This window comes from Planococcus antarcticus DSM 14505 (assembly GCF_001687565.2).
GTDB classification, from domain to species: domain Bacteria; phylum Bacillota; class Bacilli; order Bacillales_A; family Planococcaceae; genus Planococcus; species Planococcus antarcticus.
The window spans coordinates 1-17,316 of record NZ_CP016534.2 but is presented as its reverse complement, the minus strand read 5'-3'; the positions used below and the strand labels follow the sequence as shown (position 1 = coordinate 17,316).

7 protein-coding genes, 3 rRNA genes and 1 pseudogene are annotated in these 17,316 nt (G+C 46.0%); 1 reads left to right on the top strand and 10 read right to left on the bottom strand.

Annotated elements, in window-relative coordinates:
• Nucleotides 1–27: 27 nt before the first annotated feature.
• From guaB to BBH88_RS00040, 4 genes are all read right to left on the bottom strand, one after another.
• Entirely contained in the window at nucleotides 28–1,491 is a 1,464-nt protein-coding gene (gene guaB / locus BBH88_RS00055) for an IMP dehydrogenase (protein WP_006829489.1), read from the bottom strand.
• Between the two features lie 283 nt (nucleotides 1,492–1,774).
• Nucleotides 1,775–1,890: ribosomal RNA gene (gene rrf, locus BBH88_RS00050) — 5S ribosomal RNA — on the bottom strand.
• Between the two features lie 139 nt (nucleotides 1,891–2,029).
• Nucleotides 2,030–4,961, bottom strand: a 23S ribosomal RNA gene (locus BBH88_RS00045).
• Between the two features lie 200 nt (nucleotides 4,962–5,161).
• Nucleotides 5,162–6,713 (bottom strand): 16S ribosomal RNA (locus tag BBH88_RS00040).
• Together the 16S, 23S and 5S rRNA genes form the textbook arrangement of a ribosomal RNA operon.
• Before the next feature lie 396 nt (nucleotides 6,714–7,109).
• Between BBH88_RS00040 and BBH88_RS00035 the strand changes: the two are divergent.
• Nucleotides 7,110–7,988, top strand: a pseudogene (locus tag BBH88_RS00035) (IS30 family transposase); the annotation flags it as partial.
• Between the two features lie 440 nt (nucleotides 7,989–8,428).
• Here BBH88_RS00035 and gyrA read toward each other — a convergent pair.
• The 6 genes from gyrA to dnaA all read right to left on the bottom strand — a co-directional run bounded on the left by gyrA (nucleotide 8,429) and on the right by dnaA (nucleotide 17,316).
• Nucleotides 8,429–11,011: a DNA gyrase subunit A gene (gyrA, locus tag BBH88_RS00030; protein WP_006830540.1), complete on the bottom strand. Its 2,583-nt coding sequence runs from the start codon at nucleotides 11,009–11,011 to the stop codon at nucleotides 8,429–8,431.
• A gap of 30 nt (nucleotides 11,012–11,041) precedes the next feature.
• Nucleotides 11,042–12,970 carry a DNA topoisomerase (ATP-hydrolyzing) subunit B gene (gyrB, locus tag BBH88_RS00025; RefSeq protein ID WP_006830541.1) on the bottom strand — a complete coding sequence of 643 codons (1,929 nt, stop codon included), beginning with the start codon at nucleotides 12,968–12,970 and terminating at the stop codon, nucleotides 11,042–11,044.
• Between the two features lie 246 nt (nucleotides 12,971–13,216).
• Nucleotides 13,217–14,329: a DNA replication/repair protein RecF gene (gene recF, locus BBH88_RS00020; protein ID WP_006830542.1), complete on the bottom strand. Its 1,113-nt coding sequence runs from the start codon at nucleotides 14,327–14,329 to the stop codon at nucleotides 13,217–13,219.
• Entirely contained in the window at nucleotides 14,319–14,558 is a 240-nt protein-coding gene (gene yaaA, locus BBH88_RS00015; RefSeq protein WP_006830543.1) for a S4 domain-containing protein YaaA, read from the bottom strand. Before yaaA ends, recF begins: the two co-directional genes overlap by 11 nt.
• A 106-nt stretch (nucleotides 14,559–14,664) precedes the next feature.
• The gene (dnaN, locus tag BBH88_RS00010) at nucleotides 14,665–15,801 is read right to left on the bottom strand and encodes a DNA polymerase III subunit beta (protein WP_006830544.1); all 1,137 of its coding nucleotides are present in this window, start codon (nucleotides 15,799–15,801) and stop codon (nucleotides 14,665–14,667) included.
• 171 nt (nucleotides 15,802–15,972) lie between these two features.
• On the bottom strand, nucleotides 15,973–17,316 hold the full coding sequence (gene dnaA / locus BBH88_RS00005) for a chromosomal replication initiator protein DnaA (RefSeq protein ID WP_006830545.1): 1,344 nt from the start codon (nucleotides 17,314–17,316) through the stop codon (nucleotides 15,973–15,975).

Genomic DNA, 17,316 nt, shown 5'->3' with positions numbered 1-17,316 from the left:
CCGAAGGAAAAGATGCCTTTAACTAAATTAAATTGAGTAGTTTGGAGATTCTTTAGTAATTTGTACATCATGCGGATGGCTTTCACGTAATCCAGCACCCGTCATACGAATAAATTGTGCTTCCTCGCGCAAAGCCTGTAAATCTTTTGTTCCACAATAGCCCATTCCTGCACGAATACCACCCAGTAATTGATGAATCGTATCCGAAAGTGGTCCTTTATATGGCAAGCGGCCCTCAATACCTTCTGGAACCAGTTTTTTCGCATCGTCTTGGAAGTAGCGGTCTTTCGATCCTTTTTCCATAGAAGCAATCGACCCCATGCCACGGTACGTTTTAAAGCGGCGACCTTGGAAAATTTCAGTGTCTCCTGGACTTTCAGTCGTCCCAGCCAACAAACTACCAAGCATAACCACATGTCCGCCCGCTGCCAATGCTTTAATGATGTCTCCAGAATACTTGATCCCACCATCAGCAATAATTGTTTTATCATGCTTACGTGCTTCTGTTGCGCAGTCATAAACAGCCGTAATTTGAGGAACCCCGACACCCGCTACAACACGAGTCGTACAGATAGAACCAGGCCCGATACCAACTTTAACTACATCTGCACCAGCCTCGATCAATGCTTTAGTTCCTGTAGCAGTAGCCACATTTCCAGCAATAATCGCCAATTCCGGATAGGTTGCACGAATCTGCTTAACCATGCCCAAAACGCCTGCTGAATGTCCATGAGCTGTATCCAATACGATGACGTCGACAGAAGCCTTCACGAGCTGCTCGACCCGTTTCATTGTATCTGAAGTGACCCCTACAGCAGCACCTACAAGCAAACGGCCGTGCTGATCTTTCGCAGCATTAGGGAATTCAATTACTTTTTCGATATCCTTAATGGTAATCAAACCTTTTAATACGCCTTGGCTATCAACAATTGGTAATTTTTCAATCTTGTATTGCTGCAGAATCTTCTCAGCATCTTCTAACGTAGTTCCAATAGGAGCAGTGACTAATTTCTCTTTTGTCATTACGTCATTAATTTTCAAAGAATAATCTTGGATAAAACGTAAATCACGGTTCGTAATGATACCGACCAGCTTAAGTTCGCTTTCATTATTGACAATTGGAACACCCGAAATCCGGTATTTGCCCATTAAATGTTCAGCATCATAAACTTGGTGTTCAGGAGTTAAGAAGAATGGATCTGTAATAACACCGTTCTCTGAACGTTTTACAGTGACGACTTGTTCAGCCTGTTCTTCAATGCTCATGTTTTTATGAATGACACCCAAGCCGCCTTGGCGAGCCATAGCAATAGCCATCTTAGCTTCCGTTACTGTATCCATGCCTGCACTGATCACTGGAATTTTCAACTTAAGAGTTGGTGTCAATTCAATGGCCAAATCAATATCTTTCGGCAAAACTTCCGAATGGGCTGGTACAAGTAATACATCATCAAACGTTAATCCTTCTTTTACAAATTTTGATTCCCACATAGTTAGACGCGCCTCCTGCTTCCTTTTAAATATTATTGTAAGGTTATCAGCGCGGATATGGTGTGTCAAGAAACTGATAAAAGAAAAAATATTTAGAATAATTAATTACTGTGTTATAGAAAAGTTTTCTTATATTTGCTATGAAATTGTATGCACTTAAAACTCAGAGAATATCTTTTATTGTTGAACAATAGTTTCTTTTTTCAAAAGCAATTGTATGAAAAGAAATACCTATGGAAATAAACAAGCCGTTACCGGAATCGGTAACGACTTGTTTCAATGTGCCCAGCGACGTCTTACTCTCACAGGGGGAAACCCCCAACTACCATCAGCGCAAAAGAGCTTAACTGCCGTGTTCGGGATGGGAACGGGTGTGGCCTCTTTGCCATCATCACTGGACTATTTGGTTTTGAAAGACAAGATTGATTATACCAATCTCACAGGTTTTTACAAGCTTTTTCATAAAAAAACTTTTCCTTATTCTTTCAAAACTGGATAAACGACATTGACCCATTGAAATTCCTTCATGATACATTGTTTGGTTAAGTCCTCGATCGATTAGTATTCGTCAGCTGCACGTGTCGCCACGCTTCCACCTCGAACCTATCTACCTCATCGTCTTTGAGGGATCTTACTTGCTTGCGCAATGGGAAATCTCATCTTGAGGGGGGCTTCGTGCTTAGATGCTTTCAGCACTTATCCCGGCCACACATAGCTACCCAGCGATGCCCTTGGCAGAACAACTGGTACACCAGCGGTGTGTCCATCCCGGTCCTCTCGTACTAAGGACAGCTCCTCTCAAATTTCCTGCGCCCGCGACGGATAGGGACCGAACTGTCTCACGACGTTCTGAACCCAGCTCGCGTACCGCTTTAATGGGCGAACAGCCCAACCCTTGGGACCGACTACAGCCCCAGGATGCGATGAGCCGACATCGAGGTGCCAAACCTCCCCGTCGATGTGGACTCTTGGGGGAGATAAGCCTGTTATCCCCGGGGTAGCTTTTATCCGTTGAGCGATGGCCCTTCCATGCGGAACCACCGGATCACTAAGCCCGTCTTTCGACCCTGCTCGACCTGTACGTCTCGCAGTCAAGCTCCCTTCTGCCTTTACACTCTGCGAATGATTTCCAACCATTCTGAGGGAACCTTTGGGCGCCTCCGTTACTCTTTAGGAGGCGACCGCCCCAGTCAAACTGCCCGCCTGACACTGTCTCCCATCCCGATCAGGGATGTGGGTTAGAATTTCAATACAACCAGGGTAGTATCCCACCGACGCCTCCTCCGAAGCTGGCGCTCCGGGCTCTAAGGCTCCTACCTATCCTGTACAAGTTGCACCAAAATTCAATATCAGGCTACAGTAAAGCTCCACGGGGTCTTTCCGTCCTGTCGCGGGTAACCTGCATCTTCACAGGTACTATAATTTCACCGAGTCTCTCGTTGAGACAGTGCCCAGATCGTTACGCCTTTCGTGCGGGTCGGAACTTACCCGACAAGGAATTTCGCTACCTTAGGACCGTTATAGTTACGGCCGCCGTTTACTGGGGCTTCAGTTCGCACCTTCGCTTGCGCTAAGCACTCCCCTTAACCTTCCAGCACCGGGCAGGCGTCAGCCCCTATACGTCACCTTACGGTTTTGCAGAGACCTGTGTTTTTGCTAAACAGTCGCCTGGGCCTATTCACTGCGGCTCTCTCGGGCTATTCACCCTACCAGAGCACCCCTTCTCCCGAAGTTACGGGGTCATTTTGCCGAGTTCCTTAACGAGAGTTCACTCGCTCACCTTAGAATTCTCTTCTCGCCTACCTGTGTCGGTTTGCGGTACGGGCACCTCCCGCCTCGCTAGAGGCTTTTCTTGGCAGTGTGAAATCAGGGACTCTGAGGTAAACCTCTTGCCATCACAGCTCAACGTATCAGGAATGGGATTTGCCTCATTCCACGCCTCACTGCTTGGACGTGCACAACCAACGGCACGCTCTCCTTATCCTTCTGCGTCCCCCCATTGCTCAAACGGCGGGGAGGTGGTACAGGAATATCAACCTGTTGTCCATCGTCTACGCCTATCGGCCTCGACTTAGGTCCCGACTAACCCTGAGCGGACGAGCCTTCCTCAGGAAACCTTAGGCATTCGGTGGACGGGATTCTCACCCGTCTTTCGTTACTCATACCGGCATTCTCACTTCTAAGCGCTCCACCAGTCCTTCCGGTCTGACTTCAACGCCCTTAGAACGCTCTCCTACCACGGATCTCCGAAGAGATCCATCCACAGCTTCGGTAATCCGTTTAGCCCCGGTACATTTTCGGCGCAGTGTCACTCGACCAGTGAGCTATTACGCACTCTTTAAATGATGGCTGCTTCTAAGCCAACATCCTGGTTGTCTAAGCAACGCCACATCCTTTTCCACTTAACGGATATTTGGGGACCTTAGCTGGTGGTCTGGGCTGTTTCCCTCTTGACTACGGATCTTATCACTCGCAGTCTGACTCCCAAGCATAAATCACTGGCATTCGGAGTTTGTCTGAATTCGGTAACCCGGGATGGGCCCCTAGTCCAAACAGTGCTCTACCTCCAGGATTCTCTATCTTGAGGCTAGCCCTAAAGCTATTTCGGAGAGAACCAGCTATCTCCAGGTTCGATTGGAATTTCTCCGCTACCCACACCTCATCCCCGCACTTTTCAACGTGCGTGGGTTCGGGCCTCCAGTAAGTGTTACCTTACCTTCACCCTGGACATGGGTAGATCACCTGGTTTCGGGTCTACAACTGCATACTCTGTCGCCCTATTCAGACTCGCTTTCGCTGCGGCTCCGCCTTCTCAGCTTAACCTTGCATGCAATCGTAACTCGCCGGTTCATTCTACAAAAGGCACGCCATCACCCATTAACGGGCTTTGACTACTTGTAGGCACACGGTTTCAGGATCTATTTCACTCCCCTTCCGGGGTGCTTTTCACCTTTCCCTCACGGTACTGGTTCACTATCGGTCACTAGGAAGTATTTAGCCTTGGGAGATGGTCCTCCCGGATTCCGACGGAATTTCACGTGTTCCGCCGTACTCAGGATCCACTCTGGAGAGGCAGGGTTTTCGGCTACGGGGCTATTACCCGCTGTGGCGGACCGTTCCAGGTCGCTTCGCCTAATCCTGCCTTTTGTAACTCCGTATAGAGTGTCCTACAACCCCAAGAGGCAAGCCTCTTGGTTTGGGCTGATCCCGTTTCGCTCGCCGCTACTCAGGGAATCGCATTTGCTTTCTCTTCCTCCAGGTACTTAGATGTTTCAGTTCCCTGGGTCTGCCTTCTCATGTGCTATCAATTCACACATGGATACTGCCCAATTAAAGGCAGCGGGTTCCCCCATTCGGAAATCTCCGGATCACAGCTCACTTACAGCTCCCCGAAGCATATCGGTGTTAGTGCCGTCCTTCTTCGGCTCCTAGTGCCAAGGCATCCACCGTGCGCCCTTTCTAACTTAACCAATGGTTAATTAAAAAGTTGTGGCACCAAGTGCCAAGCGTACATGAATTGCTTCATTTTTGTTTCAATGTCATTTTATCCAGTTTTCAAAGAACAAGATTGAAAGTCACAAAAAAAGGCGTTGCCGCCTGAAGGTGAACCTTCAAAACTGAACGCAAAACGTCAACCCCGAGAAAACCTCGGTTCCGAATTTATCCTTAGAAAGGAGGTGATCCAGCCGCACCTTCCGATACGGCTACCTTGTTACGACTTCACCCCAATCATCCGTCCCACCTTCGGCGGCTGGCTCCACAAGGGTTACCTCACCGACTTCGGGTGTTACAAACTCTCGTGGTGTGACGGGCGGTGTGTACAAGGCCCGGGAACGTATTCACCGTGGCATGCTGATCCACGATTACTAGCGATTCCGGCTTCATGCAGGCGAGTTGCAGCCTGCAATCCGAACTGAGAACGGTTTTCTGGGATTGGCTTGCCCTCGCGGGGTTGCAGCCCTTTGTACCGTCCATTGTAGCACGTGTGTAGCCCAGGTCATAAGGGGCATGATGATTTGACGTCATCCCCACCTTCCTCCGGTTTGTCACCGGCAGTCACCTTAGAGTGCCCAACTAAATGCTGGCAACTAAGATCAAGGGTTGCGCTCGTTGCGGGACTTAACCCAACATCTCACGACACGAGCTGACGACAACCATGCACCACCTGTCACCGCTGTCCCCGAAGGGAAAGGCGTATCTCTACACCGGGCAGCGGGATGTCAAGACCTGGTAAGGTTCTTCGCGTTGCTTCGAATTAAACCACATGCTCCACCGCTTGTGCGGGCCCCCGTCAATTCCTTTGAGTTTCAGCCTTGCGGCCGTACTCCCCAGGCGGAGTGCTTAATGCGTTAGCTGCAGCACTAAGGGGCGGAAACCCCCTAACACTTAGCACTCATCGTTTACGGCGTGGACTACCAGGGTATCTAATCCTGTTTGCTCCCCACGCTTTCGCGCCTCAGCGTCAGTTACAGACCAGAAAGTCGCCTTCGCCACTGGTGTTCCTCCACATCTCTACGCATTTCACCGCTACACATGGAATTCCACTTTCCTCTTCTGCACTCAAGTTCTCCAGTTTCCAATGACCCTCCACGGTTGAGCCGTGGGCTTTCACATCAGACTTAAAGAACCGCCTGCGCGCGCTTTACGCCCAATAATTCCGGACAACGCTTGCCACCTACGTATTACCGCGGCTGCTGGCACGTAGTTAGCCGTGGCTTTCTGGTGAGGTACCGTCAAGGTACCAGTAGTTAGTTGGTACTTGTTCTTCCCTCACAACAGAGTTTTACGATCCGAAAACCTTCGTCACTCACGCGGCGTTGCTCCGTCAGACTTTCGTCCATTGCGGAAGATTCCCTACTGCTGCCTCCCGTAGGAGTCTGGGCCGTGTCTCAGTCCCAGTGTGGCCGATCACCCTCTCAGGTCGGCTACGCATCGTCGCCTTGGTAGGCCATTACCCCACCAACTAGCTAATGCGCCGCGGGCCCATCCTGCAGTGACAGCGAGATGCCGTCTTTCCGTGCCGCCTCAGGAGAGGCGACAAACTATTCGGTATTAGCACCGGTTTCCCGGAGTTATCCCGATCTGCAGGGCAGGTTGCCCACGTGTTACTCACCCGTCCGCCGCTAAACCAGAAGGAGCAAGCTCCTCTGGTTCCGCTCGACTTGCATGTATTAGGCACGCCGCCAGCGTTCGTCCTGAGCCAGGATCAAACTCTCCATTATAGAGAACATTTGACTGCTCTAGTTGTTGCTGGCACCATCCGAAGATGGCTTGATCTGCACAAAGCTGATCAGTAAGTTGTAGTCACGAACACCGAGTAGATGGACAACTCTGCTCCAATTGCCGGTGGCAACCTTCGCAAAAGTCGTGCTCGTGACGTCTTTCGTTGACGTTTTGCTGTTCAGTTTTCAAGGTTCAGTTTATTTGCCGCGCTCATTGGCGACTTGATTAATATACCATGCTGATATGTATGAGTCAACAGTTTATGCAAAAAAACTTTAGTTTTATCGAAACTCTTTTTTGACGGCTAGTTGTAAAATGAAATGCAACAGCTAACTTGCTAAAAAAACAGAAAAAGCCACAGATAAACCGTGTATGATTAAGTCGACGAAACATCAATCGATACGGAGGTTTATCTATGGCACACACAGTCTACCACACCAAAACGCTCGTTTAAACACTTGACCCCTTTCGACCGTGGGCGAATCGCCGCGCTTCAGGAGGAGGGAAAAACCCAAACCGCTATTGCAGAAGCGATTGGCTGCGCCAAAAGCACAATCAGCCGAGAACTCAAACGTGGCACCGTCACGCAGATGAAGACCGGCCGTGCGACATTCGAAGCCTACTTTCCGGAAACCGGACAGTTGAAATACGAAGAAAACCGCCAAGCCTGTGGAGCCAAACTCAAGCTAGATGACGCCATCGGATTTATCCAGTACGCAGAAACCAAAATCTTGGACGACCATTGGTCACCCGACGCGGTCTGCGGCTCTGCAACATTCCATGAACAATTCGAAGGCAAACGGGTCTGCACCAAAACGCTTTACAATTACATCGAGCTTGGCTACATCGGGGTCAAAAACATCGACCTCCCGATGAAAGTGCGGCTGAATACAAAAAAGCGGCGGATCCGAGTGAACAAGCGCGTGCTTGGCCGCAGTATCGAAGAGCGACCGGAAGCCGTGGAAGACCGGACCGAATTCGGTCATTGGGAAATCGATACGGTCATCGGCAAGAAAAGCCAGGACGAAGCCTTGATGACGCTGACTGAACGGAAGACCCGCCAGGAAATCATCATCCGGATCGATGACAAGGGCAGTGATTCCATTACGAAAGCGTTGGAACTCGTGCGGAACAAGTTTGACGCGAACTTCGCTCAGGTCTTCAAGACCATTACTTCCGACAACGGGTCGGAGTTCGCAGAACTGGCTGCGTCGCTCGAAAAGGACAAAACGGCAGTCTTTTTTACACACCCGTATACCTCCTGCGAGCGCGGAAAGTTTATGGCACTTTCTCAAATTGAACTGTTCAATACTTTTGCTTCAAGCACAGCATAGCAGTCCTTGTCGTCTCTGTTTCTTTGTACAGACGAGACCACCAAGACTAAGCACCTCAGCCAGAGCAATTACTAGTTTCTGTAGCAAGCCCAGCATGTCTTTTGGGAAAAAATTTTCGCTATCGCAAGAGTTGTCGCAGCCATTGTGAAAAGTTCCCACTTCAAAACGATCGCAGAAAATATCCAGGAAGAAGTCAAAACACCCGCTGTCATACCACGGCTCACAAATCCTTGCTGGCATCTATAACCCAGTGAAACCCTGACAAACTCTTTGATTCAATGAAATCATTCATTGACCCGAGCAGTTCTGCATAGACTTATTACTAAATATTTGCCGCAAAAAAACCCGCTGAATGAAGTCAGCAGGCTGAAAGTTTCGTATTACTCTTCGTCTTTTTCTGGAGTTTCTTCTATATCATCAATCTTTTCATCCGCAACCATATCTTCTTCTTCAAAAACATCTGCTTCAGCACTTTCTTCGATCAATGTTTTTTCGATGTCCCCTTCGATCTCTTCCAAATCTTCAGGAATCTCAATATCTTTCTTAACTTTGGCCACAGTAGCGACAATCTCATCGTCACCCAATCGAATTAACCGAACACCTTGCGTACTTCTGCCTGTTGTTGAGATATCATTAACGTCCATACGGATCAAAATCCCGTTGACGGTGATCAGCATGATGTCTTCCGTTCCATTAACAGTTCGAACTGCAACAAGAGGTCCGTTTTTATCAGTGATTTGGCAAGTCTTGATTCCCATTCCGCCTCTGGATTGGACACGATACTCAGATTCTTTCGTCTGTTTGCCGTATCCTTTCTCTGTGATAACTAATACGTTGTCGTTAGGATCCAAAATCTCCATGCCGACTACCGCATCTCCTTCGCGAAGACGGATACCTCGTACGCCAGTTGCCGTTCGGCCCATGCTGCGAATATCCGTTTCAGGGAATCGAATTAAGGCACCATTTTTCGTACCAATAACCATTTCTTTATTGCCGTCTGTTAGCTTCACTGAAATCAGTTCATCTTCTTCTCGAAGGCTGATGGCAATCAAGCCGTTTTGACGGATGTTAGAATAATTTGTCACAGGGGTCCGTTTACTGATGCCTTCGCGTGTCGTGAAGAAGAAGAAAGCATCTTCTTTGAATTCATCGACACGTATAACGGCTGTGACTTTTTCTTCCTTGCTGATTTCCAACAGGTTAACCAGAGGCAAGCCTTTGGCGGTCCGGCCGTACTCAGGAATCTGATAGCCTTTTTTACGATACACTTTCCCTTTGTTCGTGAAGAACAAAATAGTGTCGTGGGTAGACGTGTACAGTAAATGTTCAACAAAATCGTCTTCGTTTGTGCCCATGCCCTGCACTCCGCGTCCGCCACGCTTTTGACTGCGGTAAGTGTTAGCTGGCAAACGTTTGATGTAGCCATTATGGGTTAGCGTCAATACCGAAGCTTCCACTGGAATCAAATCTTCATCTTCGAACATTTCCGCTCCACCTGTCGTGATTTCCGTTCTCCGTTTATCGCTGAAACGTTCTTTTATTTCAAGCATCTCTTCTTGGATGATTTCAAGGATGCGGTGTTCATTTGCCAGAATATCCCGGAGTTCTTCGATCAATTTTACAAGTGCTAGATATTCTTCCTCGATTTTATCCCGTTCCAACCCAGTCAAACGCTGCAGGCGCATATCTAAAATCGCTTGCGATTGGCGTTCAGTCAAATTGAAATCAGTCATCAATCCATTGCGTGCCTGCTCAGCAGTCTGTGAACCACGAATTAAGGCGATAATCGCATCGATATGGTCCAAGGCAATACGTAAACCTTCTAAAATATGCGCGCGATCTTCCGCTTTGGTCAGCTCGAATTGTGTACGGCGGCGAATAACCACTTTTTGATGCTCCAAATAGTGGAAAAGAACTTCTTTCAAGCCCAGGACTTTCGGATGACCATCTACCAACGCCAGCATATTGATGCCGAAGCTTGTTTGCATAGCTGTTTGTTTATATAAATTATTTAGTAAGACACTTGCACTGGCATCTCTACGAACTTCGATGACGATGCGCATGCCGTTACGGTCAGATTCATCCCGCAGATCAGTGATGCCGTCTATCCGCTTATCGCGCACGAGCTCGGCAATCTTCTCAATCAAACGGGCTTTGTTTACTTGATAAGGAATTTCGTTGACGATGATAACTTCCTTACCATTGGCTTTCGTTTCAATATCGACAACTGAACGGATTAGAACAGAGCCTTTCCCGGTTTCATAAGCACGTCGAATGCCACTGCGGCCGAGAATGATGCCGCCAGTCGGGAAATCAGGGCCAGGAATGAATTCCATCAGCTCTTCTGTAGTGATGGCCGGATTGTCAGCCAATGCCAGCACGGCATCAATTGTTTCACCTAAATGATGCGGTGGAATATTGGTTGCCATTCCAACTGCGATACCGGAAGTTCCATTTACTAAAAGGTTAGGGAAACGGCTTGGCAAAACAACTGGTTCTTTTTCCTGACCATCGTAATTATCTCTGTAGTCAATTGTATTTTTGTTTAGGTCACGCAGCAATTCCATGGAAATTTTCGACATTTTGGACTCCGTGTAACGCATCGCTGCAGCCGAATCTCCATCGACTGATCCAAAATTCCCGTGTCCATCCACTAGCATATAGCGATAGCTGAAATCTTGTGCCATGCGGACCATGGTTTCGTAAACAGCTACATCACCGTGGGGATGGTATTTACCAATAACATCTCCGACGATACGTGCTGATTTTTTATAGGCCTTGTCTGAGGTAATTCCTAAATCATGCATTGCATATAAAATGCGGCGATGGACTGGTTTTAACCCATCACGCACATCCGGTAAGGCACGGGATACGATTACGCTCATTGCATAATCCAAAAAAGAAGTTCGCATTTCCGTACTTATGTTTATTTCTTCAACACCGCTGCTTGGCCGTTCAGCCATATCCGCAGCCTCCTCTCAACTTTACATCGCTTAAACGTCCAGATTTTTAACGTATTTCGCATTTTCTTCGATAAAATTACGGCGCGGTTCAACGTCGTCTCCCATTAAGATGTGGAAAGTTTCATCTGCTACCATCGCATCGTTCAATGTGACCTGCAACAGTGTCCGAACATCTGGATCCATTGTTGTGTCCCATAATTGTGTAGCGTTCATTTCTCCTAATCCTTTATACCGCTGAATATTCGGCTTCGGCGTTGGAGACAATTTTTCAAGTGCCACTTTCAGTTGTTCATCTGTGTAGACATAATCCACGTGCTTGCCTTGTTTGATCTGGAACAATGGCGGCTGAGCAATATAAATATAGCCAGCCTCAAGCAATGGGCGCATATAACGGAAAAAGAACGTCAGCAGCAAAGTGCGGATATGAGCACCGTCGACATCGGCATCGGTCATGATGACGACTTTATGGTAGCGCGCTTTTTCAAGATTGAATTCTTCGCCAATTCCTGTGCCCAGTGCCGTAATAATATTGCGAATTTCAGCATTTGTGAGGATTCGATCAAGACGGGCTTTTTCCACATTCAGGATTTTCCCGCGAAGCGGCAAAATGGCCTGGAAATGGCGGTCACGACCTGATTTTGCCGAGCCTCCAGCTGAGTCACCCTCAACGATATAAATTTCACTAATTTTAGGATCACGTGATGAACAATCGGCCAGTTTACCAGGAAGGCTTGATACTTCAAGTACTGATTTGCGACGTGTAAATTCGCGGGCTTTTTTAGCAGCCATTCGCGCATGGGAAGCCATAATTCCCTTTTCAACAATTTTTCGCGAAACGGATGGATTCTCCAACAAGAAGCGATCAAATCCGCCAGAGAATAAATTATTGACGATGGTGCTGACTTCCGTATTGCCCAATTTGGTTTTTGTCTGGCCTTCAAACTGTGGATCCGGATGCTTAATAGAAATAATTGCAGTTAATCCTTCACGCACATCATCGCCTGTCAAATTCAGGTCCTGCTCTTTCAGCATGCCATTTTTGCGGGCATAGTCATTGACTACGCGCGTTAAAGCAGTTTTAAAGCCCGATTCATGCGTTCCACCTTCATGAGTATTGATATTATTAGCAAAAGAAAAGATGTTTGCTGCATAGCCGGCATTGTATTGCATAGCAACTTCAACGGTAATGCCTTCTCTTTCAGCTTCAACGAAAATCGCTTCTTCATGGATCGGGTCTTTTGTTTTGTTTAAATGCTCGACGTATGACTTGATACCGCCTTCGAAATGATAGATTTTCTCTTTTTCTTCACCTTCGCGTTCGTCTTTCACGACAATTCTTAAGCCGCGGTTCAAATAAGCAAGTTCGCGCAGGCGATGGTCTAGAAGATCGAATTCATAAACGGTGGTTTCTTTGAAAATTTCACTATCTGCCTTAAAACGGATGGTAGTGCCAGTATGATTAGAATCGCCAATGACATGTAAATCTTCTGCTACTGCACCTCGTTCAAACTTGATGTAATGTCTTTTTTCATCACGATTAACGAAAACCTCTGTCGTTTCAGACAAGGCATTTACTACAGAAGCGCCTACGCCGTGAAGACCGCCTGATACTTTATAGCCGCCGCCGCCGAATTTACCGCCTGCATGCAACACTGTCATGATGACTTCAACTGCAGGGCGCCCCATTTTTTCCTGCATGCCAACAGGGATTCCGCGTCCGTTATCTTCTACGCGAATCCAATTGTCCGGTTCAATGGAGACTTTGATTTCGGTACAATGCCCGGCCAATGCCTCATCTATACTATTATCGACGATTTCCCAAACTAAATGGTGAAGCCCTCTTGAACCCGTAGAACCGATATACATCCCCGGTCTTTTACGAACGGCTTCTAGTCCTTCCAATACCTGAATCTGACTCGCTTCATATGCTTCTTGTAGACCTTTTTCTTCCATAGCCATTCCATTCACCTGCTCTTTCTTACACATTTCTTTATCCCGCTTCTTTGCAACCTGTGTTCTTCTATTTTTCCATGATCGGCCTTTGTCTAATAAGGGGAACTGTAGACGAAATCTTCGGTCACAATCAGCTATTTTACGGATTCCTTAGGAACAAACAGCCGGCATCTTATTTTTGTATGGGATAACGGCAATAATTTCAGCTATTCGGAGGATTTGTGCTGTTCCAATTTGGATATACACATGTTTTCACTCCTTGACTGTCCCGTGGGATACTTCAAAAAGACGCGCACTTTTAATTGTTTCATGTTGGATGCCTTCAACACTTGTCGTTGTGACAAATGTCTGCACGGATCCTTTAATCGTATTCAATAAATGGGACTGTCTGTAGTCATCCAATTCGGAGAGGACATCGTCTAGCAACAGCACTGGTGCTTCTCCAACTTCCTGCTTAATCAGCTCAATTTCAGCTAATTTTAAAGACAAAGCGGTGGTTCGTTGCTGTCCTTGCGAACCATAAGTCTGAACATCGTAACCGTTAACGAAAAATTGAAGTTCATCTCGGTGCGGACCTACAAGCGTTACGCCTCTTTCAATTTCACGTTTGCTCACTTCTACCAGTTTCTGCTCTAAAAAAGACGCCATTTCTTCAGGCGTCCATTCAGGCTTTAAACCGCTGATCGGTTGATAGCGGATTTGAAGTTGTTCTAGCCCACGGGAAATGCCGTGATGAATCGGTGCGGCCCATTTTTGCAAAAGTTCCATAAACTGATACCGCTTGCGGATGATTTTGACAGCCGATTCGATAAATTGTTCTGTATAGACGTCGAACATGACGTCATTAATCGTTTGTTTTCCGTAATGTTGCTTCAATATATGATTTCTTTGTTTGAGGAGTTTTTGATAAGTTACTAAATCATGTAGATACACTGGAGAAATCTGCCCAATCTCCATATCGATGAAACGTCTGCGCACTTGCGGACTTCCTTTGACAAGGTGTAAGTCTTCTGGAGCAAACATAACGACATTCAATTGGCCAACATAATCACTCAACCTGCGTTGTTCCAAATGATTGACTTTCGCTTTCTTACCTTTTTTCGACAAAGTGATTTCGAGAGGCAATTTGCCGTATTTACGGTAAACATCAGCTTTTATTTTACCATATTCAGCTTCCCAGCGTATTAGTTCCTTGTCATTTGAAGTGCGATGCGATTTTGCCATGGATAAAACATACAGTGATTCCATTATGTTGGTTTTACCTTGTGCATTTTCTCCTATGAAAACATTGATCTCTGGAGAAAAATCTAGTTCTAGCGATTCGTAGTTTCGATAATTGACAAGCTCAAGGCGGTCAATCCGCATCGAAGCTCATGCCTTCAGCGGTCACGATACGAAAATCTCCGAACTCTGGAATATTGATAAGATCATTTGGACGCAATTTTCGGCCTCTGCGGTTTTCAGCTTCTCCATTTACAAATACTTCGTGTTCTCCTAAAAACCATTTGGCCATTCCGCCTGAACTTATAGTATCCGTCATTTTCAACAATTGCCCAAGTGTTATATATTCAGTCTCAATCCCGATTTCTCTCAAAATGCACTCATCCTTCGATTCATAGTCTATCCCTCTATTTTATCCTATTTTAGCTAAAAAGTAAAAAGGATAGCCTAGATGGCTATCCTGAGGGTCTGTTTTAATTTCAATATGTTCGGACAGGAAGAATCAGCTGCAAAATTGAATCATCTAATGCTGATTTTAGGATGAATGGACGCATAGCTCCAGTAAACTGAATCACCACATCTTGTCCATCGATGGCTTTTAGCGCATCCATCATAAATTTGGCACTAAAAGAGATCTTCAGTTCTTCTCCTTCGATGCTTTGGGCTTGTAACTGTTCTTCTACTTTTCCTACTTCCGGCGAATTAGAAGATACTTCTACTTCATTGCCAGCTTTTGCTGAGAAGCGTACTACGTTATTGCGCTCTTCTCTCGCCAATAAAGACGCTCGGTCAATCGCTTGCAGAAGTGAACGACCATTTACGGTTACAGTCGTTTTGTACTCTGCAGGTATGAGACGAGTTGTATCAGGATAGTTCCCTTCTAATAGACGAGAGAAGAAAAGAATGTGCTTGGATTTGAATAAAACCTGTTGGTTGGTCATGACGATTTCGACTGCTTCAGAAGTATCGTCCAGGATTTTATTCAATTCGGTCAAGCTTTTCCCAGGAATAACAACGCTGTATTCACCTTCTGGTAATGTTTCGAGTTTTGTTTTACGGCGAGCTAGACGGTGGCTATCTGTTGCGACACAAATTAGTTCTCCATCTTTTACTTCCCAATGAACGCCCGTCAATACGGGACGTGTTTCTGAACTTGAGACGGCAAACACGGTTTCACGATTGATGGTTTTTAATAAATCAGCTGGAATGGTAAATAGACGATCATCTTGAATATCAGGTAATTGTGGATAATCCATAGCATCCAAGCCTATCAAATGGAACTCCGATTTGCCAGAACGAATATGAGTCTGGAAATTCCCTGTAATTTCAATTTCGACTTCATTAGTTGGTAATTTACGAATGATTTCTCCGAAAACCTTCGCTTGAAGAACAATACTTCCTCCATCAGTTACTTGGATAATTTGTTCCCCATCCTCTTCAGCCGGAATAAATGTCTGGATCGTGATGTCAGAATCACTGCCCGTCAATCTCATTCCATCAGAAGAAACGTCCATTTTAATTCCCGTTAAGATTGGAATGGTTGTTTTTGAACTTACTGCTTTCATTACATCGTTTAATCCTTCAACTAGTCGTTCACGTTTTATCTCGAATTTCATTCTCGAACCTCGCTTATATATATATTTTATTTAAAGGCTTTTAAAGTAATAGTAGTAGTAGGGGCTGTGAATATGTGGATAAGCCGTTTAAAGTCAATAAAAGCAGTTTATCCACATGTAGACAAACTGTGCATAAACTGCTTGCTAAATTACTGGGTTATCCACAGCCTTTTACTTGCCAAGCGCACTTTTGATATCTTTAACGTCCTGCTGGAGCTGCTGATTGTCTTTTAGCATTTTAGAGATTTTATCGTGGGCGTGAATTACGGTTGTATGGTCACGTCCTCCAAATTCCTCTCCAATTTTGGGTAAAGAGAAATCTGTCATTTCACGGGATAGGTGCATGGCGACTTGGCGTGGATACGCAATGTCTTTTGTACGACGTTTGGTTTTGAAATCTTCCAGTTTGACGTTAAATTGGTCACCGACTGCATTTTGGATGTCCAAAATCGTAATCACTTTCGGTTTCGAATTCGGCATGATGTCTTTTAAAGCTTCAGCAGCCAGTTCAGCGCTCATATCACGGTTGATCAAAGAGGAATAAGCCACAACCCGGATTAATGCTCCTTCAAGTTCACGGATATTTGAGTCAATAGAATTAGCAATATAAGTCATAACGTCGTTCGGAATATCCAGTCCATCAGCTTTTGCTTTTTTGCCCAAAATAGCAATCCGAGTCTCTAAATCAGGAGGTGTGATATCCGTGATCAAGCCCCATTCAAAGCGCGAACGGAGCCGATCTTCTAGTGTCGGGATCTCTTTGGGAGGCCGGTCACTCGAAATGATGATCTGCTTGGATTCTTCGTGTAGCGTGTTAAATGTATGGAAGAATTCTTCCTGTGTCTGCTCTTTACCTGCTAAAAATTGAATATCATCAATCAAGAGGATGTCTACACCCCTGTATTTGTCACGGAATTCACCTGTTTTATTGTCGCGAATCGAATTGATGAATTCGTTTGTAAATTTCTCCGAAGATAAGTAAACCACTTTGGCATTTGGATTGTGTTCTAGGACATAATGTCCAATTGCATGCATTAAATGTGTCTTGCCAAGTCCTACTCCCCCATAGATAAACAGCGGGTTATAAGCTTTTGCTGGCGCTTCGGCCACGGCTAAAGAGGCGGCATGGGCGAAGCGGTTGCCTGAACCAATTACAAACGTATCGAAAGTGTATTTAGGATTCAGCATGCCAGGCAAAAATTCTTGCTGCTGGTCTTGTCCCGGTTTAACACGAGGTGCGGGGAGTTGAAAATCATCCATATCTTGATCTTTGGGCACAACAAATTTAATCAGCATATCATCGCCGGTGGAATCCGATAAAATTCCAGTAATCAAATGTACGTAATGGTTTTCTAACCAATCACGGGCAAAGGAATTTGGCGCTGAAATAGTGACTGTATCATCCTGGTAGGACAAAAGTTTTGTCGATTTTAACCACGTTTCAAAACTTGGTTTGGAGATTTTTGTTTCAACTTGGGCTAAGACACTCGACCAAAGTTCGTCTAAGTGTTTCAA

Excerpts from the sequence above, each read along its gene's own strand:
- guaB (WP_006829489.1), bottom strand. The coding sequence starts at position 1,491 with ATGTGGGAATCAAAATTTGTAAAAGAAGGATTAACGTTTGATGATGTA.
- gyrA (WP_006830540.1), bottom strand. The coding sequence starts at position 11,011 with ATGGCTGAACGGCCAAGCAGCGGTGTTGAAGAAATAAACATAAGTACG.
- gyrB (WP_006830541.1), bottom strand. The coding sequence starts at position 12,970 with ATGGCTATGGAAGAAAAAGGTCTACAAGAAGCATATGAAGCGAGTCAG.
- recF (WP_006830542.1), bottom strand. The coding sequence starts at position 14,329 with ATGCGGATTGACCGCCTTGAGCTTGTCAATTATCGAAACTACGAATCG.
- dnaN (WP_006830544.1), bottom strand. The coding sequence starts at position 15,801 with ATGAAATTCGAGATAAAACGTGAACGACTAGTTGAAGGATTAAACGAT.